The 26206-nt window shown below is 61.8% G+C and carries 24 protein-coding genes, 1 tRNA gene and 1 pseudogene; 6 read left to right on the top strand and 20 right to left on the bottom strand.

The features are described 5' to 3' along the window. Window positions 1–2 precede the first annotated feature (2 nt). Window positions 3–557 carry a nucleosidase gene (locus R4P65_RS04095; RefSeq protein ID WP_317825523.1) on the bottom strand — a complete coding sequence of 185 codons (555 nt, stop codon included), beginning with the start codon at window positions 555–557 and terminating at the stop codon, window positions 3–5. 68 nt (window positions 558–625) lie between these two features. Between R4P65_RS04095 and nadE the strand changes: the two genes are divergently transcribed. Next, window positions 626–1450: an ammonia-dependent NAD(+) synthetase gene (nadE, locus tag R4P65_RS04090; RefSeq protein WP_317825522.1), complete on the top strand. Its 825-nt coding sequence runs from the start codon at window positions 626–628 to the stop codon at window positions 1448–1450. A gap of 3 nt (window positions 1451–1453) precedes the next feature. Here nadE and R4P65_RS04085 read toward each other — a convergent pair whose 3' ends face one another. The 3 genes from R4P65_RS04085 to moaA form a co-directional block, all read right to left on the bottom strand. Next, entirely contained in the window at window positions 1454–1768 is a 315-nt protein-coding gene (locus tag R4P65_RS04085) for a hypothetical protein (RefSeq protein WP_317825521.1), read from the bottom strand. 276 nt (window positions 1769–2044) lie between these two features. Further along, window positions 2045–2302: a MoaD/ThiS family protein gene (locus tag R4P65_RS04080; protein WP_230812759.1), complete on the bottom strand. Its 258-nt coding sequence runs from the start codon at window positions 2300–2302 to the stop codon at window positions 2045–2047. Continuing rightward, entirely contained in the window at window positions 2295–3353 is a 1059-nt protein-coding gene (gene moaA, locus R4P65_RS04075; RefSeq protein ID WP_317825520.1) for a GTP 3',8-cyclase MoaA, read from the bottom strand. The genes R4P65_RS04080 and moaA overlap by 8 nt, the downstream gene beginning before the upstream one ends. A gap of 111 nt (window positions 3354–3464) precedes the next feature. Here moaA and glp point away from each other — a divergent pair, with 111 nt between their 5' ends. The 4 genes from glp (at window position 3465) to R4P65_RS04055 (ending at window position 7742) form a co-directional block, all read left to right on the top strand. Then, window positions 3465–4667, top strand: coding sequence for a gephyrin-like molybdotransferase Glp (glp, locus tag R4P65_RS04070; RefSeq protein ID WP_317825519.1), 1203 nt, complete (start codon window positions 3465–3467; stop codon window positions 4665–4667). Between the two features lie 14 nt (window positions 4668–4681). Beyond that, the gene (gene moaCB, locus R4P65_RS04065; protein WP_317825518.1) at window positions 4682–5668 is read left to right on the top strand and encodes a bifunctional molybdenum cofactor biosynthesis protein MoaC/MoaB; all 987 of its coding nucleotides are present in this window, start codon (window positions 4682–4684) and stop codon (window positions 5666–5668) included. Beyond that, window positions 5661–6074: a molybdenum cofactor biosynthesis protein MoaE gene (locus R4P65_RS04060; protein WP_230812751.1), complete on the top strand. Its 414-nt coding sequence runs from the start codon at window positions 5661–5663 to the stop codon at window positions 6072–6074. The genes moaCB and R4P65_RS04060 overlap by 8 nt, the downstream gene beginning before the upstream one ends. A gap of 228 nt (window positions 6075–6302) precedes the next feature. Next, entirely contained in the window at window positions 6303–7742 is a 1440-nt protein-coding gene (locus R4P65_RS04055) for a DEAD/DEAH box helicase (RefSeq protein ID WP_317825517.1), read from the top strand. Between the two features lie 32 nt (window positions 7743–7774). On the opposite strand, the gene bluB is transcribed toward R4P65_RS04055, so the two are convergent. From bluB to R4P65_RS04040, 3 genes are all read right to left on the bottom strand, one after another. Continuing rightward, the gene (bluB, locus tag R4P65_RS04050; protein ID WP_317825516.1) at window positions 7775–8404 is read right to left on the bottom strand and encodes a 5,6-dimethylbenzimidazole synthase; all 630 of its coding nucleotides are present in this window, start codon (window positions 8402–8404) and stop codon (window positions 7775–7777) included. Next, complete coding sequence (locus R4P65_RS04045; protein ID WP_317825515.1) at window positions 8401–9453, bottom strand: GTP-binding protein; 1053 nt, start codon at window positions 9451–9453, stop codon at window positions 8401–8403. The genes bluB and R4P65_RS04045 overlap by 4 nt, the downstream gene beginning before the upstream one ends. Before the next feature lie 81 nt (window positions 9454–9534). After that, complete coding sequence (locus R4P65_RS04040) at window positions 9535–10137, bottom strand: lipocalin family protein (RefSeq protein WP_317825514.1); 603 nt, start codon at window positions 10135–10137, stop codon at window positions 9535–9537. 203 nt (window positions 10138–10340) lie between these two features. On the opposite strand from R4P65_RS04040, the gene R4P65_RS04035 reads away from it, so the two are divergent. Next, window positions 10341–12875 (top strand): alpha/beta fold hydrolase, encoded by a 2535-nt coding sequence (locus R4P65_RS04035; protein WP_317825513.1) that lies wholly within the window; start codon window positions 10341–10343, stop codon window positions 12873–12875. 10 nt (window positions 12876–12885) lie between these two features. On the opposite strand, the gene R4P65_RS04030 is transcribed toward R4P65_RS04035, so the two are convergent. The 13 genes and pseudogenes from R4P65_RS04030 to pgm all read right to left on the bottom strand — a co-directional run bounded on the left by R4P65_RS04030 (window position 12886) and on the right by pgm (window position 26119). After that, the gene (locus R4P65_RS04030; RefSeq protein WP_317825512.1) at window positions 12886–14001 is read right to left on the bottom strand and encodes an NAD(P)/FAD-dependent oxidoreductase; all 1116 of its coding nucleotides are present in this window, start codon (window positions 13999–14001) and stop codon (window positions 12886–12888) included. Between the two features lie 127 nt (window positions 14002–14128). Further along, window positions 14129–14201 (bottom strand) — tRNA-Ala (locus tag R4P65_RS04025). A 152-nt stretch (window positions 14202–14353) separates the two neighbouring features. Next, on the bottom strand, window positions 14354–15514 hold the full coding sequence (locus tag R4P65_RS04020; protein WP_317825555.1) for a serine hydrolase domain-containing protein: 1161 nt from the start codon (window positions 15512–15514) through the stop codon (window positions 14354–14356). Window positions 15515–15706: 192 nt separating this feature from the next. Continuing rightward, window positions 15707–17212 (bottom strand): leucyl aminopeptidase, encoded by a 1506-nt coding sequence (locus tag R4P65_RS04015; RefSeq protein ID WP_317825511.1) that lies wholly within the window; start codon window positions 17210–17212, stop codon window positions 15707–15709. An 83-nt stretch (window positions 17213–17295) separates the two neighbouring features. After that, on the bottom strand, window positions 17296–18450 hold the full coding sequence (locus tag R4P65_RS04010; RefSeq protein ID WP_317825510.1) for a diaminopropionate ammonia-lyase: 1155 nt from the start codon (window positions 18448–18450) through the stop codon (window positions 17296–17298). Between the two features lie 93 nt (window positions 18451–18543). After that, window positions 18544–18729 carry a hypothetical protein gene (locus R4P65_RS04005; protein ID WP_317825509.1) on the bottom strand — a complete coding sequence of 62 codons (186 nt, stop codon included), beginning with the start codon at window positions 18727–18729 and terminating at the stop codon, window positions 18544–18546. 113 nt (window positions 18730–18842) lie between these two features. Next, window positions 18843–19082, bottom strand: a pseudogene (locus R4P65_RS04000) (hypothetical protein); the annotation flags it as partial. A gap of 111 nt (window positions 19083–19193) precedes the next feature. Then, on the bottom strand, window positions 19194–20078 hold the full coding sequence (locus tag R4P65_RS03995; protein ID WP_317825508.1) for a LysR family transcriptional regulator: 885 nt from the start codon (window positions 20076–20078) through the stop codon (window positions 19194–19196). A gap of 94 nt (window positions 20079–20172) precedes the next feature. Further along, window positions 20173–21798: a helix-turn-helix domain-containing protein gene (locus R4P65_RS03990; protein ID WP_317825507.1), complete on the bottom strand. Its 1626-nt coding sequence runs from the start codon at window positions 21796–21798 to the stop codon at window positions 20173–20175. A 90-nt stretch (window positions 21799–21888) separates the two neighbouring features. Continuing rightward, complete coding sequence (locus tag R4P65_RS03985; RefSeq protein ID WP_230812730.1) at window positions 21889–22629, bottom strand: thioredoxin domain-containing protein; 741 nt, start codon at window positions 22627–22629, stop codon at window positions 21889–21891. Between the two features lie 42 nt (window positions 22630–22671). Then, entirely contained in the window at window positions 22672–23160 is a 489-nt protein-coding gene (locus R4P65_RS03980) for a MauE/DoxX family redox-associated membrane protein (RefSeq protein WP_317825506.1), read from the bottom strand. Window positions 23161–23185: 25 nt separating this feature from the next. Further along, window positions 23186–24439, bottom strand: a complete 1254-nt coding sequence (locus R4P65_RS03975; RefSeq protein ID WP_317825505.1) for an MFS transporter — start codon at window positions 24437–24439, stop codon at window positions 23186–23188. 42 nt (window positions 24440–24481) lie between these two features. Beyond that, entirely contained in the window at window positions 24482–26119 is a 1638-nt protein-coding gene (gene pgm, locus R4P65_RS03970) for a phosphoglucomutase (alpha-D-glucose-1,6-bisphosphate-dependent) (RefSeq protein WP_317825504.1), read from the bottom strand. Window positions 26120–26206 lie beyond the last annotated feature (87 nt).

The raw sequence follows: 26206 nt of genomic DNA, 5'->3' as shown, positions 1-26206 counted from the left end.
GATCAGACGTTGTCGAGCAGCCAGCGCCCCAAATCGCGGGCGCTGGCATCGATCATCGCGGGCCAGTCCATTGCCGAATCGTCCGCATGGTCGCTGACGTGTTTGACGAGGCGGCAGGGAGCACCCGCAGCCTGTGCGGCGAACGCGATGGCAAAACCCTCCATGTCGACCAGATCAGCTCGCTGTGCAAGGGCGTCCCGGGTTGCAGCGTCGGCGATGAATGCGTCGCCGGTCGCCAACACCGAGTCGTCACCGCCGGCGAGCACCAAACGGTCCGCGACGTCGTGCCCCAGCGCTCGGATCGCGGTGCTGCTGATGTCGTGATTGATGACAACCCCGGGAACATAGAGGCCACCGTGGTGCGCGTGCAGCGCACCGGCGGTCCCGATGTTGACGACCAGCGGCAGATTCTCCCGCTCGTACCGCGCGAGAGCAGAGGCGACTGCTGTTGCAGCACTGACCTTTCCAATCCCCGTGATCAGCAGTTCGTATCCTTGCGGCACGTATGCCGCTTCCGACTTCGTCGCACTGACCACCAGAACGTTGTTCGCACTCATGTGCGCGACCGTACCGCCCCGGATACGGTGGCACTGCACGCGCCTGCTCACATCGCTAGAGTCCATTCATGGCCACACTGCGTGAAAGCATCATCGAAGAACTCGGCACAAAGCCGACAATCGACGCCGCAGCGGAGGTTCGCGCGCGAGTCCAGTTCCTGAAGGACTACGTGCGCTCGACCCCCGCCACAGGTTTCGTTCTGGGAATCAGCGGCGGTCAGGACAGCACGCTCGCCGGGGCTCTCGCCCAACGCGCCGTCACTGAACTTCGCGAAGAAGGCCACGACGCCGAGTTCGTCGCTGTTCGACTCCCCTATGGCGCACAAGCCGACGAATCCGATGCGCAGATTGCACTCGGCTTCATCAAGCCGGACCGCTCGCTCACGGTCAACGTCAAGCCGGGCGCCGACGCCACAGCCCGCGAGGCCTCCGAGGCGTTGGGGAACGGCGAACTGCGCGACTTCGTCCGAGGCAACATCAAAGCGCGCGAACGAATGGTCATTCAGTATGCGATTGCCGGGCAGCTCGGCTATCTGGTGATCGGTACCGACCATGCCGCGGAGGCGATCACCGGCTTCTTCACGAAGTTCGGTGACGGCGGCGTCGACATCACGCCGCTCACCGGCTTGAGCAAACGCCAGGGCGCTGCATTGCTGCAGGAATTGGACGCACCGGAGAGCACGTGGCGCAAGGTTCCGACCGCCGACCTCGAGGACGACCGGCCCGCGCTACCCGACGAAGTTGCCCTCGGCGTCACGTACTCACAGATAGACGACTACCTCGAAGGAAAGGACGTTTCCTCCGAGGTAGCCGAAAAGCTCGAGAAGATGTTCACCAACACTCGTCACAAGCGCACGGTGCCGGTCACCCCCCTGGATGACTGGTGGAAGTAGCTCTTACCAGCGACTAGAGGCCGAATCCTTCTTTGCGAAGTTGGTGGTGCATCCGTTGAAATGCACCGCATCGACCAGCGTCGAGGTTGCAGCGGAGCCGGTCCCGACACTGACGCCGTAGTGGTCGACTACCGCTTTCGGGTTCGCGGCGACGATGTCCGCCAAAGGCACTGACACGCGGTCCTTGGCGCCGTCGATGTTCTGAGTGCTCCACCACACGCCCTTCTGGAGATCCGCGTGAACGCCGCCGTCAGCCGTCGGCGTCGCGTCCGGGGACCCCATTCGTTCGGCGCCGCTTCGGTGGACAGGGTCGAGCACGAGGCTTCCGGTGCAGAAGAGCCGAGCGAACCGGTGGAGGGAAGCGCAGTTGCGAATGCCGGAGCCGTGAGTGCAGCTGCTCCGAGGAGCACTACGACGACGGCGATACGTCGGGTGGAATTAATCGACAAAGTGTGAACTTACTCCCCCAAAAATTAGGAGATGGAGATAGACGCCACTTGAACTGAGTGATCAAGATCGACCTATTTGAGCCAGGCCACCGAAATTTGACAATAGTTCGGCAGCCGACAAATAACTACGTCGACAATCTCCGGACTAGCCTCCGGCGAAAGGCGGAAGAATATCGACAGCACTACCGGAGGTCCGAGAGACGTCGCGGGTCAACTCGTCACCGACGAGGAAAGCCGAGACCGACAGCACTCGCTCCATCTCCGGCCCGTATCGCCCGACCAACACCGCCACCAACTCGGCAAGTGTGGTGCCAGGCGAGAGGGCGACTACCTCGCTACGGCAACCGGATACATCCGCTGCAGCAGCAAAGTATCGAACCGAGATCGACTGCGAATCAGCCACCAATCGCTCCCATGCTTCTTTCCGGCGGAACGAAGTCCGCGGCGTCGATGCCGTGCCCTGCCCACTTGTTCCACATCGCACCGCGCCACAAATCCGCAAGTTCGTCATCACTTGCTCCCGACCTGAGCGCCGCACGCAAATCGACCTCGCGATCACTGAACAAACATGACCGAATTGTCCCTTCGGCGGTCATTCGGGTCCGATCACATTCACCGCAGAACGAGCGGGTCACGGAAGCGATGATTCCCACCGTCATCGAGGTCCCATTGACACGCCATTCTTCAGCTGGAGCCGACGGGTCTTCGCGGCCGATTGCTTCCAATTCGAAACGACCACTCAATACGGTCAACAATTCAGCTGCGGTCACCATATTCTCGCGAGCCCATGCATGATCTGCATCCAGGGGCATTTGCTCGATGAAACGCAATTCGACGCCGGCATCGAGGCACCACTGCAAAAGATCCGCCGCGCCGTGGAGTGTTTCACGCATCAGCACCGCATTGATCTTCAGTGGCGCGAGCCCGGCTGCCGCAGCCGCTCGAATTCCCGCGAGAACTGATGGCAACCTGTCTCTACGTGTCAATTCAGCGAAATGGGCGCGATCAACTGAATCCAGGGAAACATTGATGCGAGTCAAACCCGCTGCGGCCAACTTCGCCGCACGATGTTCGAGCCCAACAGCATTGGTAGTCATGGAAAGTGGAATACCCGGCACGCGAGCTGCGCACCCACCGATGATTCTTTCGAGGTCGCTGCGCATCAGCGGTTCCCCGCCGGTGAATCTCACTTCACGAATACCGACTCGCTCGACGCCGATTCCGACCACTCGAATGATCTCGTCGGGACTCAGAAGATCTTCCGCCGCGATGGCCGGCAGGCCCTCTTCCGGCATGCAATACGTGCAACGAAGTGAACACTTCTCGGTGATCGAGACTCGCAGATCTCTCGCAACACGCCCGAACCTGTCGACCAGGAGATCCGTCTCAGGACGACCGGCGGTGGAGGCAGCGTCAAACCGCACGGTGGGAATTCCCATCGACACCACTGTCATCACTTCACCAACTTCCGTATTGCTCCAGTATGACCGAAAGCCGTACTCGGTGTGTCGGACGGACCACACCGCCTAGGATCAAAACATGTCGAGGTTGTCGAGGTTACTGTCATGAGCGCGCGTTCGGTCGAGGAACACGCGTCGCACATCTCCGAATTGCTCTCGGGCCTGCACACCCTCTCTCCGACGGCAGTGCCGACGGCAGAAGCGTTGGGGCGCATAACTTGCTCGGACATCTCATCGCCCGTGGACCTCCCACTCTTTCGCAACTCACAGATGGACGGGTACGCAGTCGACGCCGCCTCGGTGGCCTCGGTTCCCACCACGCTGACGGTTCGAGGTGTGATCGCCGCCGGTAGCGGAGAACCACCGAAACACCTTCCAGGATCGGCATTTCGCATCATGACCGGTGCGCCGCTCCCCGAGGGTGCCGACGCCGTCGTTCCCGTCGAGGACACTACGGGCGTCACCGAACACGTCGTCACCATCGAACGGGGCAGGTCTGTAGGCGAATTCGTTCGCGAACGTGGCAGTGACATCACTGCCGGAATGCTACTGGTCACGGCGGGAACGCACTTGGAACCTCGCCATATCGCTGCGCTGAGCGCCGTCGGGTTGGCCTCACTCGACACGTACACGAGGCCACGGGTCGCCGTCATCACGACGGGCGCCGAACTCAAGAGTGCCGGAACAACTCTCGAACCCGGTGAGATCTACGATTCCAACGGTGCAGCTTTGGCAACATTGGCCGAAGCCAACGGTGCCGATGTCGTATCCGTCGCTCGAAGCAGTGACGATCCGGTGGAGTTCCGCGAATTGCTCTCGTACGCAACCTCGGTCGCCGATCTGGTTTTCACCTCCGGCGGAGTATCGATGGGCGACTTCGAAGTGGTGAAGGAAACCCTCACACCCTTGGGTGCGCAATTCGGCCACGTCGCAATGCAACCAGGTGGCCCACAAGGCACCGCCGTGGTGAACGGAGTGCCCGTACTGAGCTTCCCGGGCAACCCGGTCAGCACGATGGTCTCGTTCGAGGTCTTCGCACGCGGGGAGCTGCGCCGCGCGGCGGGCCTGCCAGAGATCCCGCACGAGCGACTGCCGTTGACTGCACCGCTGCGTTCCGTGGATGGCAAGCGGCAGTTCCTGCGGGCGCGCAGAACTGCGGACGGTATCGAACTCGTTGCTGGACCCGGATCGCACCTCGTTGCAGCCATGGCGTGGGCCGACGTCCTGATCGACATCCCCGCCGCCGTGACCGAACTCGGCGCGGGCGATCTCGTCGATGTGATTCCACTCTCGACTACCTCGATCTGATTCAAAGGACACTCATGACCGAATTGACACACGTCGACAGCGAAGGCCGCGCGCGCATGGTCGACGTCAGCGCCAAAGCCGAGACGACGCGAATCGCCGTCGCTGCCGGTGAACTCGTCACGACCGCCGAGGTTGTTCGGCTCGTCCGCGCCGACGGCATGCCCAAAGCCGATGTCCTCACCACCGCGCGCATCGCCGGAATCGCCGGCGCAAAGAAGACGTCCGAGCTGATTCCGTTGTGTCATCAACTCGCACTTTCGTCGGTCAAGGTGGAATTCGGATTCACCGAAACCTCGATCACCGTCGAAGCGACGGCAAAGACTCGCGGACAGACCGGCGTCGAGATGGAAGCGCTCACCGCCGTCGCGGTAGCCGGCCTGACCTTGCATGACATGGTCAAAGCGGTCGATCCCGGAGCCACCATGAACGGTGTGCGTCTGCTCACCAAAGACGGTGGTAAACACGGACATTGGACCCGCAACGCTCAGGGTGCCCCGGCTTCTCCGGCGCACGTCTTCACCTCGGCACGGTCCGCGACCGTCCTCGTCGCTTCCACCGGCGGCGCCAACGGAACCAGACCCGACACCACCGGGCCGACGATCGCGGCCTGGCTACGCGAGCGAGACTTCGAGGTGCGCGGACCGCTCGTGTACGCCGACGCAGACATCGCGGCGGGCATAGTCGACGCGAAGGCGGGCTCCCCGTCGCTCGTCATCAGTACCGGCGGCACCGGCGCTTCCCCCACGGATGCAACCCCGGAAGCTACCCGTTCAGTCTTGACCCGTGAGTTGCCCGGGGTCGCAGAAGCGATCCGAACCAAGGGCCTCGAGAAGACCCCACACGCATCACTGAGCCGTGGTGTGGCAGGTCTCACAGGTACGACGGTCATCGTCAATCTTCCGGGTTCTCCCGGCGGAGTGAAGGACGGTCTCACCGTCCTCGAACCCATCATCGATCACCTGCTCGCGCAGGTCGCAGGCGGAGGAGCACACGATGAGTGAGCTACTGGCTCGGATCTCCGAACAACCGATTCACGCAGACACCGTCGACGCCGCCGTTGCCGGCCCGAAGAACGGTGCTGTTGTGGTTTTCACCGGGACGGTGCGCAATCACGATGGAGGTCAAGCGGTTTCAGCGTTGGAGTACCAAGCACACCCGGATGCTGAACGCTTCCTCCATACGTGCTGTCAAGAGGTTGCAGCCTCAACCGGCCTACCGGTTGCCGCGATTCATCGCGTCGGGCATCTCGAGATCGGTGACCTCGCACTGGTCGCCGCCGTCGCTGCGCCACACCGCGCGGAGGCGTTTGCCGCGTGCGCCGAACTTGTCGAGCGCATCAAGCACGAGGTACCGATCTGGAAGCGGCAACACTTCGCGAACGGCGTCTCCGAATGGGTCGGGTTGTAGGTCGAACGCTCCGGGAAGGTAGAGTTGCGATCACTAGGTGTCCGAAATCGGGCATCCAGCGTCGTAGAACGCAAAATTTCTTGCTGAGTGCTCAATGCACCCGCTCTTCTTACGGCGAAGAAGCCTGCCGACCGGCAGCGCCGCCACCACTGTGCTTGATTGCTCGACCGGTTAATTCCCGTGTCGGCATCCGGGCACGAACACGTGCCCGAAAGGCTCTGAATACACTTGTCTGACATCTCTACGCCCGCTACCACCTTCGCAGCCCTCGGTGTGCGCGCACCGCTGGTGAAAGCTCTCGAAGACGGCGGAATCACTTCTCCGTTCCCGATCCAGATCGATACCCTCCCCGACACTCTCTCGGGTCGCGACGTACTGGGCCGCGGAAAGACCGGAAGCGGAAAGACCCTCGCGTTCTCCATCCCCATGGTCTCTCGCCTCGCCGGCGAAGTGTCCGGCGGCAAGCGTCGCCCGGGTCGACCACTCGGCCTGGTGCTCGCACCCACGCGTGAGCTCGCCACCCAGATCACCGCAACCCTCGAACCGTTGGCCGCCGCATACGACTTGCGCGTGACCACGATCTTCGGCGGCGTCTCGCAGCACCGCCAGGTTCAGGCCCTGAAGGCCGGCGTCGACATCGTCGTTGCCTGCCCCGGTCGCCTCGAAGACCTCATGAAGCAGAAGTTCGTGAGCCTCGACGCCGTCGAGATCACCGTGCTGGACGAGGCCGACCACATGGCCGACCTCGGCTTCCTGCCCGTCGTCACCCGCATCCTCTCGTCCACGCCGCAGGACGGGCAGCGCCTGCTGTTCTCGGCAACGCTCGACAACGGAGTCGACAAGCTCGTCAAGCGGTTCCTGAAGAACGAGGTCATGCATTCGGTCGACGAGGCCAACTCCCCCGTCGCCGCGATGACGCACCACGTGTTCGACGTCGACGGCGTCGAAGCCAAGAAGGCTCTGGTCGAGAAGCTCGCTTCCGGTACCGGTCGTCGCATCCTGTTCATGCGCACCAAGCACCAGGCTCGTAAGTTGGCTCGCCAGCTCACCGAGTCGGGCATCCCGTCCGTCGACCTGCACGGCAACCTCTCACAGGCCGCTCGCGACCGTAACCTGGCGGCATTCTCCGCCGGTGAAGCGCGCGTCCTCGTCGCCACCGACGTCGCAGCGCGCGGCGTCCACGTCGACGATGTCGAGTTGGTCGTTCACGTCGATCCCCCGGCCGAGCACAAGGCTTACCTGCACCGCAGTGGTCGCACCGCTCGCGCAGGCAGCGCCGGCGACGTGGTCACAGTGGTCTTGCCCGAGCAGCGTAAGGATCTCGCGATCCTCATGCGTAAGGCAGCCATCAAGGTGACGCCGGTTCGTTCGACGGCCAACTCCGAGCACGTCGTCAAGTTGGTCGGCGACATCGCACCGCACGTCACTCCGGCTCCGAATGCTCCGGCCCAGCCGAACGGCGGACGCGGACAGCGCCCCGCCGGCCAGGGTGGACGCGGCGGCGCAGCACGTTCAGGTCAAGCTCGCTCCGGACAGGGCGGTCAGTCACGCGGTGCACGCACCGGCGGCGCTGCCCGTCAGGAACATGCCGGCGGCGGCGCTCGCCGTCCCCGCACCGGCGGCGGGGCTCGCACTGCGGGCTCCACCGGTGGGCGTGCCACGCGCTAGGTCGTCCCGCGCGCTAGGCCACCCCGCACAATTCAATAGGTTTCGTAGTGGACAGCGTCGGCCAATGGCCGGCGCTGTCGCCATCCGTAGCGCTCGAGATCCGGAACCTGTTGGAATTCAGCCACCTTCCCGACACAGAGCCAGGCGATGGGGCGAACAGGTGAGGGAATTCCCATGAGTTCGGTGAGGTACTTCTCGTCGTAGAACGAGACCCAGCCGATGCCGATCTCCTCGGCTACCGCGGCGAGCCACAAATTCTGAATTGCGAGTACCGCCGAGAACAGTCCGGTGTCGTCGACGGTATGACGGCCGAGGATGTTCGGGCCACCGCGCGACGGGTCGTAAGTGACGACGATGCCGGTACCACTCTCGGCGATTCCCTCGATCTTGATGGGGTCGAACGTCGAGCGTCGATCCTCGGGCAAAGACTGCGCGAACTTCAGCCGGGCATCGCCGACGTGCGCCGCGAAAGTGTTAAGCGTCTCCGGATTACGAACGACGACAAAATCCCACGGTTGCGTGTTTCCCACGCTGGGCGCGCGATGGGCGGCGTCGAGAATTCGCATCAGAGTTTCGTCCGGGACAATCTCTCCCGAGAACTCGGCGCGAACGTCTCGTCGTCGCCGGATCGCTTCGTACACGGATACCGCTGATTCACTCACGCTCCGACGGTATAGCGGTGCAATCCCAGCATGGCGTCGGGGTGCGGTTCGACAGTTTTTTCGCGCACGCAGGTGCGGAGGGCACTACCTACCGCTGCCGAATCCATCCCGGTACCGATCACAACCAGTTGCGTAGTTCGAGGCTCGCCCGACTTCCATCGCAGCGGGGTGATCCGGACATGATCACCGACCGATTGGATCTCGAATTTTCCTGTGTAGCCCGGAATCTCGAAGTTCACGAATCCCTTGATGCGGTAAACACCCGAAGGCTGGTTCTCGAGAAAGTGCGTCAGAGCCCTGGCATCGAGTGGCATCTCCGATATGAAATCAACCGACTCGTAGCGATGGTGCAGGTGATCGTGGTGACAGGAACCGTCGTCGTGATCGTGGTCGTGTCCGTCGCGCAGGAGCTCGTCGAGGCTCAGTTGATCACCCGGGGCGGGAGGGGCCACCTCACCGGAATCGAACAACAGAGCGGGGTCTATCCGCGAGTGCGCCGTTTCCACTATCGGCGCTCGCGGATTCAACTCACGAATTCCGGCAGTGAATCGCTCGCGCTCGGCGACGGGAACGCCGTCGATCTTGTTGACTACCACCAGATCTGCCAGGCGGACATGTTGATCGAGTTCGGGATGCTCGATGCGAACGGTGGAGAAATTGGCTCCATCGACCATGACCACCAGTCCGCCGTAGACGACGGATGGGTTCTCACTCCCGAGGACGAGACGAATCATGTTCCGCGGCTCGGCAAGCCCGCTGGCCTCGACGACGATCACGTCGATCCCGGATTGCCGGTGCGCCAACTTGTTCAGCATCTCGTCCATGTCGGAGACGTCGACAGCGCAGCACAAACAGCCGTTGCTGAGCGTGACCATCGAATCGACCTGACCGGCGACCATCATCGAATCGATGTTGACGGAGCCGAAGTCGTTGACGATCACGCCGATGCGTACGCCGTCGTTGTTACGCAGAAGATGGTTGAGCAGCGTCGTCTTGCCCGAACCGAGAAAGCCTGCGACGACTATTACGGGGATCTGCTTCTTCGCCACCACACAACCTTCCGAAACCACACGTACCGATCAGTGATCGTAGTGGAGTGTGGCTCCGGAAGGTTCAAGCTGACAGCAGACTCACACAGTGCAGAGTGGGCGGATGTCCGAAGTGCCCTCCGTGGTCGGTGACGTCAAGATCGTGCACGCGTTGTATCCACGGGATTCGGCGACCCGACGGATCTCACTCCAGCCAGCCGCGTCGACGACCGGCGACCGTGAGAGCACGAACCCGGAAAGCCTGAGCGGATCACCGACCAGGGCCCACGAATAGTCGTCGGCAATGTAGGTGACGATGTAGTTGGGCGGACCGTCCAGGCCGTCCTGTGTGGGCACCCCGGGGAAGCTCACATGCAACTGTGCACCCGTTGCCGGGTCGGTAACTCGGGCATTCCCGACGATCTCGTTAGCCTGGCCGGTCCACGTCGTGCACGTGTTCTTCACACTCACGTTCATGGAATCGACAATCCCGTAACTCGCTCGGGTGTCCTTGGCGCACGCGAGGTTGAAGGGCTGAGGAATCGCCGCTACCTGGTTCCACTCACCGACGTAGCGGGCGGCGTCCAGGTTCGCCACCGGTTGTAGCGGCTCCCACAACGGCGCTGCTTGCGCGGTGCCCGAGAACATCGACACTGCAGTACACAATCCCGCGATTACGATCGCGCTTCGCCCCGACCACTTCATGTCACTCCTCCTCGTTGACGCACCGATTGTCATACCGGTTCGCGCAACGCACGACCGGCGTTGCTTCAACAACGCATTCGGAGCTGTTGGCCTGACGGATTGGCTAAACATGAAAAACTACTTTCGGTTTGTTATAGACGGCTTTGACAAACCTTATGTAGTCTTTGCCAAATGATAGCTAATGGCCGGACGGAGCTACTGTGATGAAGGTTGTCGACTTAGGTCTCGAGCGCACGCGCTATGCAGTCATCGACGAGACAATCGAGTCGAGGTGGCGCCGAGTCGCCTCGATGCAGCACGACACCGTTGCCGTCGTGACTCCGCGCGACCGGATCACTTTCGCCGAACTCGAACTCCGGACCGACGCATTGGTCCGCGAACTTCGCCTACGTGGGTCACACGGATCGTGCCCGGTTGCGGTTGATCTCGAACCAACCGCCGAGTCGGTGCCCGCCATCCTCGCTACTCTGATTTCCGGTCGGCCCTTGGTCATGATCGACCCACAACTCCCCGAGGCCCGGCGAGCGCACATCATGAGCACCTCGGGTGCCGTCACGCTGCAATCGATACTCGACGAATCGGCCCCTACGGGCTTCCGTTTCGACAACGCGCTCGAACCGTCCAGTTCCGACCCTGCCATGATCGCGTTCACGTCCGGGACCAGTGGAACGCCCAAGGGAGTCGTGCTGAGCCACTCCATGTGCCTGAACAAGGCCGACGAACTTGCCGCAGCAATCGACCTGCGACCCGACGATCACATCGGGAACCTGTTGCCCGTCAGTTTCGGAGCCGGAATCACGGCCCTGATCATGGGGTTGATGAACGGAGTCACGGTCTTCTGTTGGGACCCACGTACAGACGGAGTCTCGGGAATCGATGACTGGCTGATCGAGAACTCGCTCACGACCGTGCACTGCGCTCCGTCATTTCTACGAGCATGGTCGGATCTAGAATCCGTTGAAGCATCGGATAATTCGCCCGGGTCGCTGCGAGTCGTCGTGACGTACGGGGAACCAGTTCACGGCGAGGACTACGCGCGCCATCGCAGTCACGGCTTTGCTCGCGTCACTTACGTCAACTGGCTGGCCACAACTGAGACCGGCGTCGTCGCATACAACGCGTTCCTGCCGAACTCCGAACTACCCGCCGGAGTGGTGCCGGCCGGACGCGCTCGCGATGGCAAGCACGTACAGATCGTCGATGAGAACGGCGTACCTCTTCCAGACGGAGAGATCGGCGAGATTCAGGTTGTCTCCAGCGATCTTGCCGATGGGTACCACGGCGACCCGGATCGCACAGCAATGCGATTCACACGTCTCGGCGACGGAGTGAGTATCTATCGGACCGGTGACCGAGGCCGCATCGACGAACGCGGCGAACTACAACTGAGGGGGCGCGTCGACGACGCCGTCAAGATTCGGGGCTACCTGGTAGAGCCGATAGAAGTCGAGTCGCACATTCGTCGAATTCCCGGCGTCACCGATGTTTTCGTGGCTGCCGTTCTCGAGAACGATCGATCGGAGATTGTCGCCTACGTGGTCTTGACCAAAGCCGTGATGGCGCGGTCGGGCGCCGAGATGCGGCGCGAATTGGCGAAATATCTGCCGGCCTGGATGCTTCCCCGACATTTTGTTCTGATGGCGGAATTGCCCCGCAACGAAAGGGGAAAGGTCGACCGAAAAACATTGCCGTCCGTCACGGTGAGGTCCACTCCCCCAACTCTCGCCGGGCCTGCAGAATTGTGGCTGTCCTCGATCTGGGAGTCGATTCTCGGCATCGACTCCATCGACCGTGAGGACGACTTCTTCGAGCTCGGCGGCGACTCCCTTGCTTCGACCGAGGTGGTGACCAAGATTCACGACATGTTCAGGGTCCGGATCACGGCGGCAGAGTTCGCGACCGCGAGCACCGTCAAAGACCTTGCAGCGCTGATCGATCGGTGCACGATCGATCCCAAAGATCGCGTCTCTCACAACACGATGGTTCCACTGAAGCTCGAAGGGTCAGGGCGGCCTCTGTTCATCATGAATGGTGCAGGGTGCCCCTCGACGACACTGTCCACCTTGTCGAACGCGCTCCACACCGATCGCCCGGTCTACGCACTTCAGCCACACGGCTTCGAATCTCGCGGACTGCCCGATCGGTCGGTAGAGGCAAGCGCTCGCCGTTTCATATTCGAAATCAAGAAGATTCAGCCCACCGGCCCGTACCTTCTCGCCGGCTACTCGTACGGCGGCTACGTGGCGCTGGAGATGGCGTCACAGCTGTCCGAGTCCGGTGACGCTGTCGAGCACGTCACCGTTCTCGACACCAGAATCCCCACCGACACTGCCGCACGACTAGCCGACCGAGCGGGCATCAGTCTGGATCCGTCGATCGTCGACCTCGCACCACAACCGTCCACCAATGCCCGCTGGAAGCCGACCAGACGCACCGTCGCGGCGATGTGGATCCGCACGCTCTTCGCCGGCGTTCTGCAGTACCCACCGGCCACCCAGTGGACAGTGTTCGTCTACATCGGGGGCCAGGCGCTGCGGAAGCACCGGATGCGGACGTGCTCTGCGCCCGTCACCGTGATCCGTGGAGCCACCAACAACCGTGGACGCGAGATCTGGTCACTCATTGCCACGGGCTCGCTCGATTTCGACGACGTCGACGCGTGTCACGAAGATGTCGTTCGCCAACCCTATGTCCGGAGGACTGCTGCGATCATCGACCGAATCTGTGATCGAGCGTGACCAGCGCTGTTCATGTCCAACTGTAGAAGGCGGAACGGCGCGGGGTGACAGCCCAGTCGGTCGTCGACGAACAGACTCTTTCCTTGACGAATGCGCCTCCCCTGCCTGCGATGAACATGCCCGTTGCATCGTCGACACGAGTGGTCCGCTGGAACACACCTCGCCGCCTCCCGAGACTGATGCACCGGCCGGTGAACTTCGGAATCACCGGACGCGGCGCGGAACCGTCGAGCCGATGCAGGATCGTTTCTGCCGCATGGACTCCCAAGGGGATCGCGGCCTGGCAACTCATCCTCAGTGACAGATCACCGACCGCGACCGCATCACCCGCACCGACGATGTTGGGGTGGGACGGGCATTCGAGTCGGTCGTCGAGTTTCAGGCGACCGAGATCGTCCACGGGAAGGCCACTTCGGCGCGCCAGTTCGGGGACACCGAATTCCGTCGCGAGAATCGTGCATTCGGCCTCCACCCGTATGCCTCCCGCTAGCTCGCAGGACGAACCCTCGATCCGAGTCACCCGGGATTCGGTGACAATATCGACCCCAAGATCGGTCAATGTTCTGACAACTGCCGATCGCGCGCGCTCCGAGAGGTTTGGAGCCACGGTTCCGCCGGTCACCAAAGTGATTCGGCTGCTTCGATGCTCAGCCAGTTCTGCGGCAGTCTCGATCCCGGTGAGACCGCCGCCGACAACGCAGACTGCAGCCTTCTCGTCGAGAGTCGCCAGCCTGGATTCGAGGCGTACCGCGTCCTCGAATTCGGAGACGCTGAACCCGTGCTCCGCCGCCCCGGCGATAGTGCCGGGCAACTTCCCACTTCCGACTGCGTAGACCAGATAGTCGTAGTCGAGCACACTGCCGTCGTCGAGGGTGAGCCTGCCGAGCGCCGCCTCGATCGTCGTCACCTCTCCGAAGACTCGGTGTGCCGCGCGCGGAAGCGCCCTGTCGAAGGAGACCGTCGCATCGTAGCCAGCCGCGATCATCTGATGGAGCCTGATTCTTTGCACGAAGTGTGGGCGCGGATTCACGACGGTGACCGTGACGTCCGAACGAGTTCTCAGCAGCCGCTTCGCTGCCATGGCGCCGGCATATCCTGCGCCGATTACCACCACGTGTGCACGCATTATTCCCCATTCCGCCGCTGGTCTCCGTACCGAGAATGCTCGGGCCGATCAGGCCTCACAGCGGACAGTATTGCGCACGAAAACAACAAATGCTCTGCACCGATTGGTGCAGAGCATTTGTCTTGGGTGGAGCTAAGGGGACTCGAACCCCTGACCCCCACACTGCCAGTGTGGTGCGCTACCAGCTGCGCCATAGCCCCGTATTGAATTAACTCTTACAGTCGAACTGCAGCGGCTTTTCTGCTTTCCGCTTGCTCGAAGAAAGTTACACCATTTGGCTCCTGGGCAACAAATCGCCTGCTCAGTGACCATCGGGTGCGGACACCCGCTCACTGCGTCCGCACCCGTTCGATCACTCGTAGACGTTGCCTGGGCTGATCAACTGAGTAATCGGCGTGAGGAGAGAGCCGACGAGGTTGGTGTTCTCACCACTGACGTCGGAGTTGACCATCACAACAAGGGTCATTTCCTTCTCCGGGAGATACACGGCCACAGTCTTGTACCCGGGCAGGCTCCCGTTGTGACCAATCCACCCGTTGATGTTGAAGATGCCGAGTCCGTAACCGGATCCGTCCTCGCCCGCTTCGAGCGAGACCGTTCGCAGGCGTTCGCGCTGCGTCTCGGGCTTCAGCAATGTCCCTTTGGCAACCGCAGGCACCCAGATCCTCATGTCCGCGAGGTTCGATGTCATCGCGCCCGCTGCCCACCCCCAGGAAGGGTTCCAGTCAGTTGCCGTGACGACACTGCCGTCGGTTGTCTGATCGGTGTACCCCTGAGCGTGCGGACTCGGGAACTCGTTCGATACGGGCAACACCGTGTGCGACATACCCAACGGATCGGTCACCTTCGACTTGATCACCTCACGCAGAGGTTTGCCAGTTACCTTTTCCACCACCAAACCGAGTAGCACGGTATTCGTATTCGAGTACGAAACCTCAGTACCCGGTCGAAACTTCAGCGGCATTCCGTCGATGTACGACAGCAACTGCTCCGGACTCAACGGCGCTCGTGGATCTACCAGAAAATCCGTGACGAACTGCTCGTTCTCCGTGTAGTCGACTAGTCCACTCTGCATCCCGGCCAGGTGACGCAGAGTGATGTTGTCACCTTCCGCAACTCCGCCGATGTAGCGCGAGATCGGATCATCGAGGCCGACCTTCGATTCGTCGACCAGTTGCAACAACGCCGTAACCGTGAATGTCTTTGTCACACTGCCGATTCGATGATAGACGTCCGATTTCATCGGTTCCGACGTGCTTGTATCGGCAACGCCGGTCGCCCGAACATAGCTCCCCTCCGAACTCCAGAGACCCACGATCGCGCCGGGAATCCCGGCGCCGTCCACGGCGCCTGCAAGCAAGGCATCGAGTTTCGCCGTCAAGGCGGATTCGAGAGGTCTGTCAGGCGAAGACGAACCCGTCGACGACGATCCGGTATCGATCGACCCTGGCGACGCCGTGCTCGAACCGGAACTGCAAGCAATTGAGGCGCAAGCAACAAGGGCCGCACACACGGCAAGCGAGAACAATCTCGACCTGCCAGACTTTCGATCACGTTGAGCGTTGTACACAGATAGTTCCTCTCGAAATCGATGAACTTTCACGCAATAATGTTGTCGCACAATTAATTCGGCCGCATCGTCTTCACGTCCATCTGGACTGGTACTCAGGTACCAGAGATCCCGGCACCCTGGTACCAGGGCACTTCAGCCATGGCGCGCAATATCTTCGACAACGGCGAAAAGAGTTCGGACCGGAACGCCAGTTCCGCCCATTCCGTTGTACCCCCAAGGCTTTCCGATGTTGTAGGCCGGACCGTCGATATCGACGTGCGCCCACTGAACCGATGACGTGACGAACTCTCGCAGAAATAGTCCTGCAACGAGCATGCCCCCTTCACGTTGTGGGGCAATGTTTTTGATATCGGCTACGTTGGATTCGAGAAACTCACGCAACTCCTCGGGCAAGGGCATCGCCCACGCATGCTCCCCGACTTCAAGGCCAATTGCTGCTACCCGATCGCGGAAGTCGGCAGTCCCCATCACCCCCGAGGTTCGGCTCCCCAGTGCGACGGTCTGCGCACCGGTCAGGGTGGCAACGTCGATGAGGTAATCCGGCTCGTCTTCGCAGGCGCGCGCAATCGCGTCGGCAAGCACGAGTCGCCCTTCGGCGTCGGTATCGACAACTTCGACGGTCGTCCCGCCGTACTGAGTCACGACATCACCTGGACGTTGCGCCGAGCCCGACGGCATGTTCTCCGCCATCGGGGCGTAGGCGATCACATTGACCGGCACAGCAAGTTCAGCGGCAAGCATGCACGTGAACAGGACGGCTGCTGCACCGGCCATGTCGGAAGTCATGTGTTCCATCCCGACTGCCGCTTTGATCGAGATTCCGCCGGTGTCGAACGTAATTCCTTTGCCGACCAGTGCAACCGTCGGTGCTTCGGCGACGGCACACGAGTAGTGCGCGCGGACCAGTCTGGGCGGTCTGATCGAGCCTTGTCCCACGCCGAGAATCCCTCCGAATCCCCCGCGGCGAAGATCTGATTCGTCGAGAATTTCCACGACGACCCCTGACCCTTGGACACAATCCTGGATGCGTCGCGCAAACTCCGCGGGGTACAGGAAGTTTGGCGGAGTGTTGACCAGCTGACGGACCGAGGTCACCGCGTCGATGAGGGCCACCGATCGGCGAAGCACGCTGAGAAGACTCTCACTCAACGGAGTTCTCACCACGAAGTGGATCGTCGACAACCGACCACTGCTAACCCTGTCGGATCGATACGACCTGTGAGCGTCGAACGAAAACGCACCGAGCGCCAGACCCTCAGCAGTGGCAGCGAGATCGAGCAGGGACATCGTGCACACCACGGATTCGACTCCGTTCAGTGTGCGCGCGGCAGCACCCGCAGACCTGCGTATCTGCTCGTCGTCGACTGCAAATTCCTCCCCTAGGCCCACGGCCACCACACTGCGTACGCCGGTCTCCGAGGGTGCCGGAATTCGCGTGACCTCTTCAGGCTCCCCGGTAGCGCCGACAGCTGACAAAAGTGCAGCCAACTCGGCGGCAGTCCGCGCGTCGGCACCTATTCCTGGCGCGGCAATCACCGGCCCGGCCGGATCCTGGTAGATCGCGACAATCAGTACTTCAGCCGGGTGATTCATTCGGTCGGTCAATGCAAGGACGGACCCATCGCGCAAGGTCAGCATCGTGCAGCCCCTGTGGTGCGCGATCCTCGAAGCACCCGTCCCGCTGGCTCGCCAGTTGGAGTCACGGCACCCGTCTGAGGTGATCACGAGGGCACAACGTCCACTGTGACGACCGGAGCCGGGAGCGGGTTCGCAGCACGCCCTTCCGTGCTGAACAAAAGCAAGACAGCGTCAGCACGCACCAACGTCTGCGCCCGCCTTACCGGATCGATCAACATGCTCCTGGCCCCGGCGAGAGTCGCTGCACCGCAGGGCCCTGCATCGACCCCGAGCTCGGCAAATCGACCTACGCCGGCGGCCGACTCGTCCTCGGTTACAGTCACGGCGGCATCGACCCCGGCAAAGAGCGACGGCCACGCCACCGCTGACGGAGTGCCGCAGTTCAGGCCGGCCATGATCGTGTCGGTGGTCGGCACCGACACGCTTCTCCCGGCGTGAAGCGATGCGACCAGAGCAGGCGCGCGCTCCGCTTCGACCGTGAGTATCACTGGGGGATGCGGAATCGAGCGGTAATGCCTCACCGCGGCCTGCGCCAGCGATCCGACCCCGACGGGGACGACCACCACGTCGATACGGTCGATTCCCACCTCGAGTAGCTGTTCGTCAGCTTCCGCGAAGAGAGTCGAATATCCCTCGACGATCCAGCGTGGCACCTCTTCGTATCCAGGCCACGCCGTGTCCTGGATCAGGACGGCACCCGATCCCTCGCGTTGCGCGGATTCCGATGCAGCCGCTACAAGTTCGTCGTAAGAGGTGTCCATCTCCACCGTTTCCGCGCCTTCTTTCGCGATTGCATCCTTGGCAGCAACTGTCAAGGACGCCGGATAGAAGATCCGAGCGGGTAGACCGAGGTCACGAGCGACATGAGCGACCGCACGTCCGTGATTTCCATCCGTCGCGGCAACAAGTCGTACGGATTCGTCTACAAGTCGATCTCGCAACTCGCGCAAGGGCAATGCCTCGTCGGCGTATCCGAATCGCTTCGACAATGCCCTCGATATTGCATAGGAGGCACCGAGGATCTTGAAAGCTGGGAGTCCAAGCCTCGAGGACTCGTCTTTGACGAAGACCTTGCTGACGTTCAATTCGTCTGCCAGCGCCGAAATTTCGACGAGCGGCGTCGGAAGATAACCGGGCAGACCGCGATGAAAGGCGTGGGCATCACCGCCCAACTGCGTCGTTTGCCATGCGCGTGCGCCTGGGTTCGTGTACCAGAACAGGTCTTCAGTTGCAGTCATGAGTTCCATACTTTCGGGGAGTTCGATGGATGAACAGCGCAAATATCCGTCGAAGTGAGTTCGTCGAAGTCGACGGATCCACTACGCGGTCAATCACATCCACTTGGTCAAGCTCCGCAAGCCTGACGACGCCATCTGTGCGTTCACCGTGATCAGTCCCAGGATGTCTTCGACGTTCCCGAGTCGATGGCGCACGTCTGCGAACAAGTTCGAAAAGGTGTGGGCAAGAGGTGGCAATCCCGCGATTCCCTCCATGTCGACGGAAATGTAAACTTGCATTCTCAGCCTCCTGTTGAATGGTCATGGGCCGAACCCGCCTACACCACTCTGCTGAATCACAAGATTGAAATCTTGTTCGTGACAAACGTCTTCGGCTCGAAATTGGTGTTTCGCTACGAAACGCTCGACGCCACCGAACCAGAGGCGGCGATCCGCGGCTGCCCGCTGTCCAACGGGAATCGCGAGCCTGTTTCTCGCCCGGGACCTGTGTACTTCCCGCGCCGTCCCACAACGCGGTTCACGATGTCGAGCACGTCGCGTACCGGTCCGTGCTCGACGATGACGCCTCCACTCATCACGGCAACCCCGTCACATACCTGCCGAACAACTGCGAGATTGTGACTGATGAACAGCACCTGCCCAGGGCAAGGCTCCGTTGGTGAAAGCGACATTTTCCGGCCGATTACCTTCACAATTTCCGAAGGGTCATCTCGGTCACTGCTGCCGCGCGCGCCGATTCAGGTTCAGTTGGCAGCGGCAGCAAAGGCCGCTTGACAGGCCAAGATCGCTGGGTGGGCACTGCTACCCGACCTACTCGCCAGGAAGAGGCTTCGTGAGTAGAACTCCGGTTCGCCGATCCGAACGAGAGGTAAGGACGACGTGGATCCGACAAAGAGCAGGTCGGGAAGGAGCGCGAGCGCCAACCCCGCTTCGGCCAACCTGCGATGCACTACGACATCATCAGTCTCGTACGGCACATCAGGTTCAAAACCTGATGCACGGCAGCGCTCTACCGCCCAAGCGCGAGAGGCAGCGCCGACCGGTTCCATGACCCACACTCGATCCGCGAATTCCGACAAATCCGCTGCCTCGCCTTCGCTTTCGCCGGCACCCGCCAGCCTGATCGGATCACGGGCGAGCTCGACCATCGACACATTCGTCGGGCGAGGCAGAAGATGGCCGGGATACTCCTCACCGACGACCAAGTCGAAATCGTGGAGGAGTTGAGGCAACGCCTGCTCGGTTTCCGCCTGCGCGAATTCGATGCGCAACATCGGATGTGCGAGTGAGAGTGCACTCAGCACGGAAGGCAACAGGGCAAGCGCCGCAGTCTGGAACAACGCGATTCGTACTGTTCCGCTCAACTCGTGCATCGAATGCGCTATCTCCGCTTCCGCCGTCTCGACTTGGAGCAGAATCGCCTCCGTGTGCCTGACGAGAATCTGTGCCTGGGTGGTCAGACGCAGGCGTCTCCCCACAGGTTCCAGCAGGGGAACGCCGATCTCGGTCTCGAGCTGCGAAAGCTGTGCAGATATTGTGGACGGACTGTACGAAAGTGCTTGTGCAACAGCAGCGATGGTCCCACGGTAGTTGAGCTCGCGGAGCAGGGTCAAGCGATGCAGATCCACAGGTCTCCCTCATACTCTGACAAGCTCACCGCGCAGGCGAATTGATCGATTCTCGCATTCGAAGGGCCAGGAATACTTGAAGTCAACATTCTGATCATTGAAGGTGCCGTATCCGCAGGTGAACCATCAGGCGAAACCGAGCGTCGGCGTCGTCGAGATCGAAGAGCTGCAGACTTCGCAACTTACTCAAACGGTACCGAAAAGTGTTGGGGTGCACGTGAAGTGATGCAGATGCCGCTCCGATGTCACCGAATGCGCTTAACCACGCCTCGAGAGTCGACAGGTACACCGTCGAATGTTCGTCGTCGTGGCGCGCGATAGCCGTGAGCGGGCCCAAGAGAGAAAAGCCTTCGGCAGCGGACTCCCGTGACACCTGCAACAGCAACGCGTCGACGTACACCGACCGGAAGGTAGCCACGCATCCTTCGATGCGTCGCGTACGCAGGATGTCGAGCGCATGATCTGCGTCGCGCCGTGATCGTCCAAGGTCCTCTGGCCTGGACATGACTCGACCGACCCCAATGATGGTGTCGCCGTGCGCACCGACTCGTTCGAGAAAATCGGACGAGATGCGTGCGGCATCGGCATCGGCGCCGTGCGACCGACTGGGAAGCGCGACCACTGCATATCCGATGCCGTTGATCATCGCGACTACCGACTGGCCGTATACCGCTCCGAGATGCACGGCGAAGGCATCCACAAGCCGCCCGAGATGAGCTGTCCCATCTGGTCTGTCACGGTGAAGGCCCGAGCGTCGCCCCAGAGCGATCACCATCGCCGAACCCGAGCCCAGCCCGGCGCGTTCCATAGCCGATATTGCTGCGGATCCGCCTTCCACAAGGTCCGCAAGCAACTCCGACTGTCGCCGCTTGACTGGATCGGCCGCTGTGCGAAGTTCGATCATCCGAACTGCGACGAGCTGAGCCGAGTCCGCCAACGCTCGCGTTCGAGCAAGTGTCAGGTTGCCGTCCACGGCGGCCCAGATCGATCCCAGGTATTCGTCGCCGGCGCGAATGGCGACTGCGACGCGATCGAGGCGGGTACCCAGCGACGCACCCGAGATCCACACCGGCTCTCGACTGCGGTAAATCTGATCGAAGATGCCGGCTTCTTCGATCAGCCGAAGGTATTGGTCGGGAACCTGCCGCTCCAGAACGGTCGCAATTCGGGAATCGTCACCCTCCTCCTGCCGACCGGAAAAGGCGATGACGTGAGAATTGCGATCCTCGATAGTGATCGGTGCGTCCAAGAGCGCGCTGACAGCATTGGCGAAGGTGAACAGGTCGCCCTCCGAGCCGACCTGGCGACTCGAGCCAGGAACAGACAAGGCTCGTTGGATAAGTCCGGTCAGGTCTGCCCAGGAAACGCCGCGCGACGCAGACAACACTGTGACGCCACTCCGTGAGGCGACTTCACCGTCATCGGCACCATGGTCAGGCGTGCCGCGAACCACCACAACTCGAACGCCGGAGCCGCGCAGCAGAGACGCCGCCGAAACGATGTTCGGCTGTCCCTCGACTCCGACGAGAAGAACCACGGATGCAGGACCGAGCTCGGACTCCACACCGGGCTCGTATATTGCTACCGATCCGACCTCGTGCGAGAGGTCCGCTCCCCGCGGCGCGGCGAGAATCGACGCGCCGACGCACTCGAGGAGCTCACTCAACGCCACCGTTCGCTGCGGAATTTCGTACGACTTCGCTCGTTCGACGGTTTCCATGAATCAATGTTGATCGACCAATTGATTCGTGAATAGCGACAATAATCGCCCGTTATCGTTCGGAAAAACCGAAGCGTCCGTGGAACGTCGTCAGGAAAGCTTGGAAACCCAGTCGCTGCTGCGTGTGTCAACGATCTTGCCGTTCGCCACTACGGTGGGGGTCCCGGTCGATCCGGCATCCTTGAGCGCCTGGCTCGCGGCTGCGGCGTTGGCTGCGGCGGCCTCGACGTTGGTACCGGAAGAGATGCAGGTTGCCACGTCCTCGGATGCTCCCGCATCACGAGCGATCTGGGCGAGGTCGTCGTTGGTGTGATCGCTGCTGCCGCCCTCCGCAGGCTGCGTGTCAGTCGCGAAAAGCTTTGTGTGGAGTGCGGAGTACGCGATCGCGTCGCCACTCTGAGCAACGCACAGCAGAGCGGCGCCGGCCCGCGTGGAGTAGTCACCGCTGCCCGACGCCCGGTTGAGGAAGTTCAGCATGTGGTAGCGAACAGCGACGTCACCGTTGTCAACGGCAGCCGAGAGCGCCTGGCCACTGAGGTGCTCGAGAGCAGCGCAGGCCGGGCACAGCGGATCCTCGAAGAGATCAATGGTCGTTGCGGCGCTGGGCTTGCCGAGCAGCACCACGCCGTTGTCCTGCACCGTGACGGCAACTTCGGAATTCTGCACGGAGCCGTAGCCGTCGTTCTGGGGCTTGTTCTTGTTGTTCGTCCACAAGACGCCGCCGATGACGAGGGCCGCGATCACGAGTACTGCGAGGCCACCGATGATGTAGGTGGAGCGGCTCGAGACCGGTTCGGGCGAGTATTTGTTCTTGCTGCTCTTGGTGCTCACGCTGATGCAGTCCTTCGTGCGTCGAAACGATTTACCGATTGCTTACCTTGCCACTGAAGGCTGAGTATCCACTGAGAACGCCGCGCGTGATCCGGGGCCCAATGCCAGCGGCGAACGCGGGAACACGAGCAGCCACACGGCAAGCGCCATGAAGCCGAGGTCCCGGAGAATTTCCTTCAGATAGTCCCAAGCGCCGACGTCAGCAACACCACCGCCGCCGAAACATCCACAGTCGATGGACAATCCCCTGGCCCACACCGAAATGATCACCGCAATGAGGACCGTGAGAATCACCACCGAGACCGCGGCGGATACTCGAACCGCCAGACCGACGAGGATCAGCAGTCCCAGGACTATCTCGACCAGAGGAAGAGCCGTTGCCACCGGACCCACCAGTGACTCGGGCAACAGTTGATAGGCACGCACCGCGATCTTCGTCTGCACGGGATCAAGGAACTTGAGCCCGCCGGAAATCAGCCAGACGGCCGCCAGGCCCAATCGGGCTACAAGACTCACGATACGAATTGCCACCCGATCGAGAGTACAGAATGCCCGGTCAGTCCAGGTTTGTCCGTGCAGGCGTATCCGTAAGCACCGTCACATCAGTCAGATCCTCGACGACGGATTCGACTGGCTTCGTTCGCGACGGGACGAACAACCAACCCGTCGCCGACACGACGACTACGGCTCCCATCACCGCGAAGGCCGCCGAGTACGACACATGCTGGGCGATCAGCCCGGCACAAATCGGCGCCACTACCCCACCGATGTCGGACATCATCTGAAATACCGCCAGAACGGGTCCGCCGCGAGCCGTCGATCCGACAACATCGGCAACCGCGGCCTGCTGGGCCGGGCTCATGAGCCCTGAACCGACGCCCGTCACCGCCGCAATGGCAAAGAACACCACGAGGTTGTCCGTGAATCCCATCGCGATGGTGCCCACGCCACAGATGAGCAGGCCGCTCACGACAAAGGGCTTGCGTCCGAAGCGGTCCGAGAGTCGTCCGGAAACGATCAACACCAACGCATTGCCGACGGCGAAGATCGTCAGGGCGTAGGCCGCAATCGACGGATCCCGATCGAGGAACTCCACGACGAACAGGGGGACCATGGCAACGCGAACTCCGAAGATAACCCCGCCGAAAGCGAGGTTCGATCCGAGCGCTGCCCGGTACACCGGCGACTGGAGGCCTTCTGTGAGAGTCATCGACTTCACATCGACAGCCTTGTCCGGTGACGCCAGGTGAGATCCACGCAGGCTCACGAAGACAACGAGCGCGGCGATCACCAACGCAATTGCGTAGATGATGAACGGCATCCGGAGACCGAACTGCAACAGCGCACCGCCGACCAGCGGGCCGCCGATCGATCCCATGAGAAAGCTTGTCGCGTACAGACCCGACACGCGGCCGCGACTGTCCGGCGGTGACATGCGAATGATCAGCCCGAGAGCCGACACCGTGAACATGGTCGACCCGATGCCGCCCAACGACCGGAACAGCAGAAGTTGCCAGTACTCCCCCGCGAAAGCGCACGCGCCGGTCGAGACGGCGACGATCAGAAGGCCGACGATGTAGACCGGCCGCTCACCGAGTTTCTGGACCAAAGAGCCGCTCATCGGCGCGAACACCAATCGCATGAACGCGAAAGACGAGATCACGATCGTGGCAGCCGTGACCGATACGTCGAAGCTTCGCGCGAACTGCGGTAGTGCCGGAGCGACCAATCCGAACCCGAGGGCGATGACGAAGCTGGCGGCGACCAGTACCCAAATTTCCTGTGGCAGCTTGGCTGCACGAGTTTTCATGTCGCCCGGAATTCTAGCCGGGCGACATGAGGGGTCCGCGGGCTAGTTCGCCTTCAAGACTCCGGACACCAAGTCCTTCGCCGCTGCCTGAACCTGAGCCAGATGATCGGTGCCCTTCATCGACTCGGCATAGATCTTGTACACGTCCTCCGTGCCGGACGGCCTCGCTGCAAACCACGCGTTTTCCGTCGTCACCTTGAGACCACCGATCGCCGCGCCGTTTCCGGGCGCCGCGGTCAGTGTCGCGGTGATCGGTTCACCCGCCAGTTCGGTTGCACTCACCTGATCGGGAGACAGTTTTGCCAAGACTGCCTTCTGTGCGCGTGTCGCGGGCGCATCGATCCGTGCGTACGCCGGGCTCCCGAACTTCTCGGCCAACGCGGCGTAGTGCGCCGACGGAGACTTTCCCGTCACAGCGGTGATTTCCGATGCGAGCAGCGCAAGGATGATGCCGTCCTTGTCCGTCGTCCAGACGGAACCGTCGTGTCGGAGGAAGGACGCGCCGGCGCTTTCCTCGCCGCCGAATCCCACGGACCCGTCGAGCAGGCCGGGAACGAACCATTTGAACCCGACCGGAACCTCGAGCAATTCGCGGCCCACACTGCTGACCACGCGGTCGATCATCGAGGAACTCACGAGGGTCTTGCCCACCTTGGTGTCTACGCCCCACCCTGGCCGGTTCGCGAACAGGTACTCGATGGCAACGGCGAGATAGTGATTCGGGTTCATCAAACCGCCGTCCGGAGTGACGATGCCGTGGCGGTCGGAGTCCGCATCGTTTCCGGTCGCGATGTCGTAGCGATCCCGAATCCCGATCAGCGACGCCATCGCGTCGGGCGACGAGCAGTCCATGCGGATCTTGCCGTCCGTGTCGAGCGTCATGAACCGCCAGGTCGGATCCACGAGTGGATTCACCACTTCGAGGTCGAGTCGGTGAGTTTCGGCAATCGCGCCCCAGTAGTCGACGCTTGCACCCCCGAGCGGGTCGGCACCGATCCGAATGCCGGCATCGCGGATCGCATCGAGGTTGAGAACACTGGGGAGGTCTTCGACGTAGTAGCGGAGGAAGTCGTAGCGTTCGACGCGGTCCAGCGCCTGCGCCGCCGTGACACGCCGTACCCCGGAAAGCCCCTTGCGCAGTAGCTCGTTCGCTCGATCGGCGATCACCAACGTCGCATCCGTATCTGCGGGTCCGCCGTGTGGCGGGTTGTATTTGAAGCCACCGTCACGCGGCGGATTGTGTGAAGGCGTCACGACGATACCGTCGGCTTTCGCCTCGGGTCCGGTCGAGTTGTATCGCAAGATCGCGTGACTGACAGCAGGTGTGGGCGTGTACGCATCCCGTGAGTCGACGAGGACGACGACGTCGTTGGCGACCAGGACCTCCAAGGCCGACAGCCAGGCAGGCTCCGAGAGCGCATGTGTGTCCCGGCCGATGAACAGTGGTCCGTCGATGCCCTGCGAAGCGCGATACTCGACGATCGCCTGGGTTGTCGCCAGGATGTGAGCTTCGTTGAACGCCGAGTCGAGACTGGAACCGCGATGTCCTGAAGTGCCGAAAAGTACCTGCTGCATCGGGTTCTCGGGATCCGGAGTGCGCGTGTAGTACGCGGTGACCAGATGAGGAACATTGATCAGATCCTCTGGCAGAGCCACTTGTCCTGCTCGTTCGTGCGCCACGAATCCCCCTCGGCCCGGTGGTCGACCACTGTGTCGACGCGACTGTGGACAATTGTCTACCCTGGCCGCGTGGCGTGCACGCTCGAC

The sequence above is a fragment of the Rhodococcus sp. IEGM 1318 genome (genome assembly GCF_033142465.1).
GTDB lineage: Bacteria > Actinomycetota > Actinomycetes > Mycobacteriales > Mycobacteriaceae > Rhodococcus_F > Rhodococcus_F qingshengii_B.
This window is presented reverse-complemented; position numbering and strand designations above follow the sequence as displayed.

Bases quoted from the DNA above. Each gene is read 5' to 3' on its own strand.
- R4P65_RS04095 (WP_317825523.1), bottom strand. From the start codon at position 557: ATGAGTGCGAACAACGTTCTGGTGGTCAGTGCGACGAAGTCGGAAGCG.
- nadE (WP_317825522.1), top strand. From the start codon at position 626: ATGGCCACACTGCGTGAAAGCATCATCGAAGAACTCGGCACAAAGCCG.
- moaA (WP_317825520.1), bottom strand. From the start codon at position 3,353: ATGACAGTGGTGTCGATGGGAATTCCCACCGTGCGGTTTGACGCTGCC.
- glp (WP_317825519.1), top strand. From the start codon at position 3,465: ATGAGCGCGCGTTCGGTCGAGGAACACGCGTCGCACATCTCCGAATTG.
- moaCB (WP_317825518.1), top strand. From the start codon at position 4,682: ATGACCGAATTGACACACGTCGACAGCGAAGGCCGCGCGCGCATGGTC.
- R4P65_RS04060 (WP_230812751.1), top strand. From the start codon at position 5,661: ATGAGTGAGCTACTGGCTCGGATCTCCGAACAACCGATTCACGCAGAC.
- R4P65_RS04040 (WP_317825514.1), bottom strand. From the start codon at position 10,137: ATGAAGTGGTCGGGGCGAAGCGCGATCGTAATCGCGGGATTGTGTACT.
- R4P65_RS04035 (WP_317825513.1), top strand. From the start codon at position 10,341: ATGAAGGTTGTCGACTTAGGTCTCGAGCGCACGCGCTATGCAGTCATC.
- R4P65_RS04030 (WP_317825512.1), bottom strand. From the start codon at position 14,001: ATGCGTGCACACGTGGTGGTAATCGGCGCAGGATATGCCGGCGCCATG.
- R4P65_RS04015 (WP_317825511.1), bottom strand. From the start codon at position 17,212: ATGCTGACCTTGCGCGATGGGTCCGTCCTTGCATTGACCGACCGAATG.
- R4P65_RS04010 (WP_317825510.1), bottom strand. From the start codon at position 18,450: ATGACTGCAACTGAAGACCTGTTCTGGTACACGAACCCAGGCGCACGC.
- R4P65_RS04005 (WP_317825509.1), bottom strand. From the start codon at position 18,729: ATGCAAGTTTACATTTCCGTCGACATGGAGGGAATCGCGGGATTGCCA.
- R4P65_RS03990 (WP_317825507.1), bottom strand. From the start codon at position 21,798: ATGGAAACCGTCGAACGAGCGAAGTCGTACGAAATTCCGCAGCGAACG.
- R4P65_RS03975 (WP_317825505.1), bottom strand. From the start codon at position 24,439: ATGAAAACTCGTGCAGCCAAGCTGCCACAGGAAATTTGGGTACTGGTC.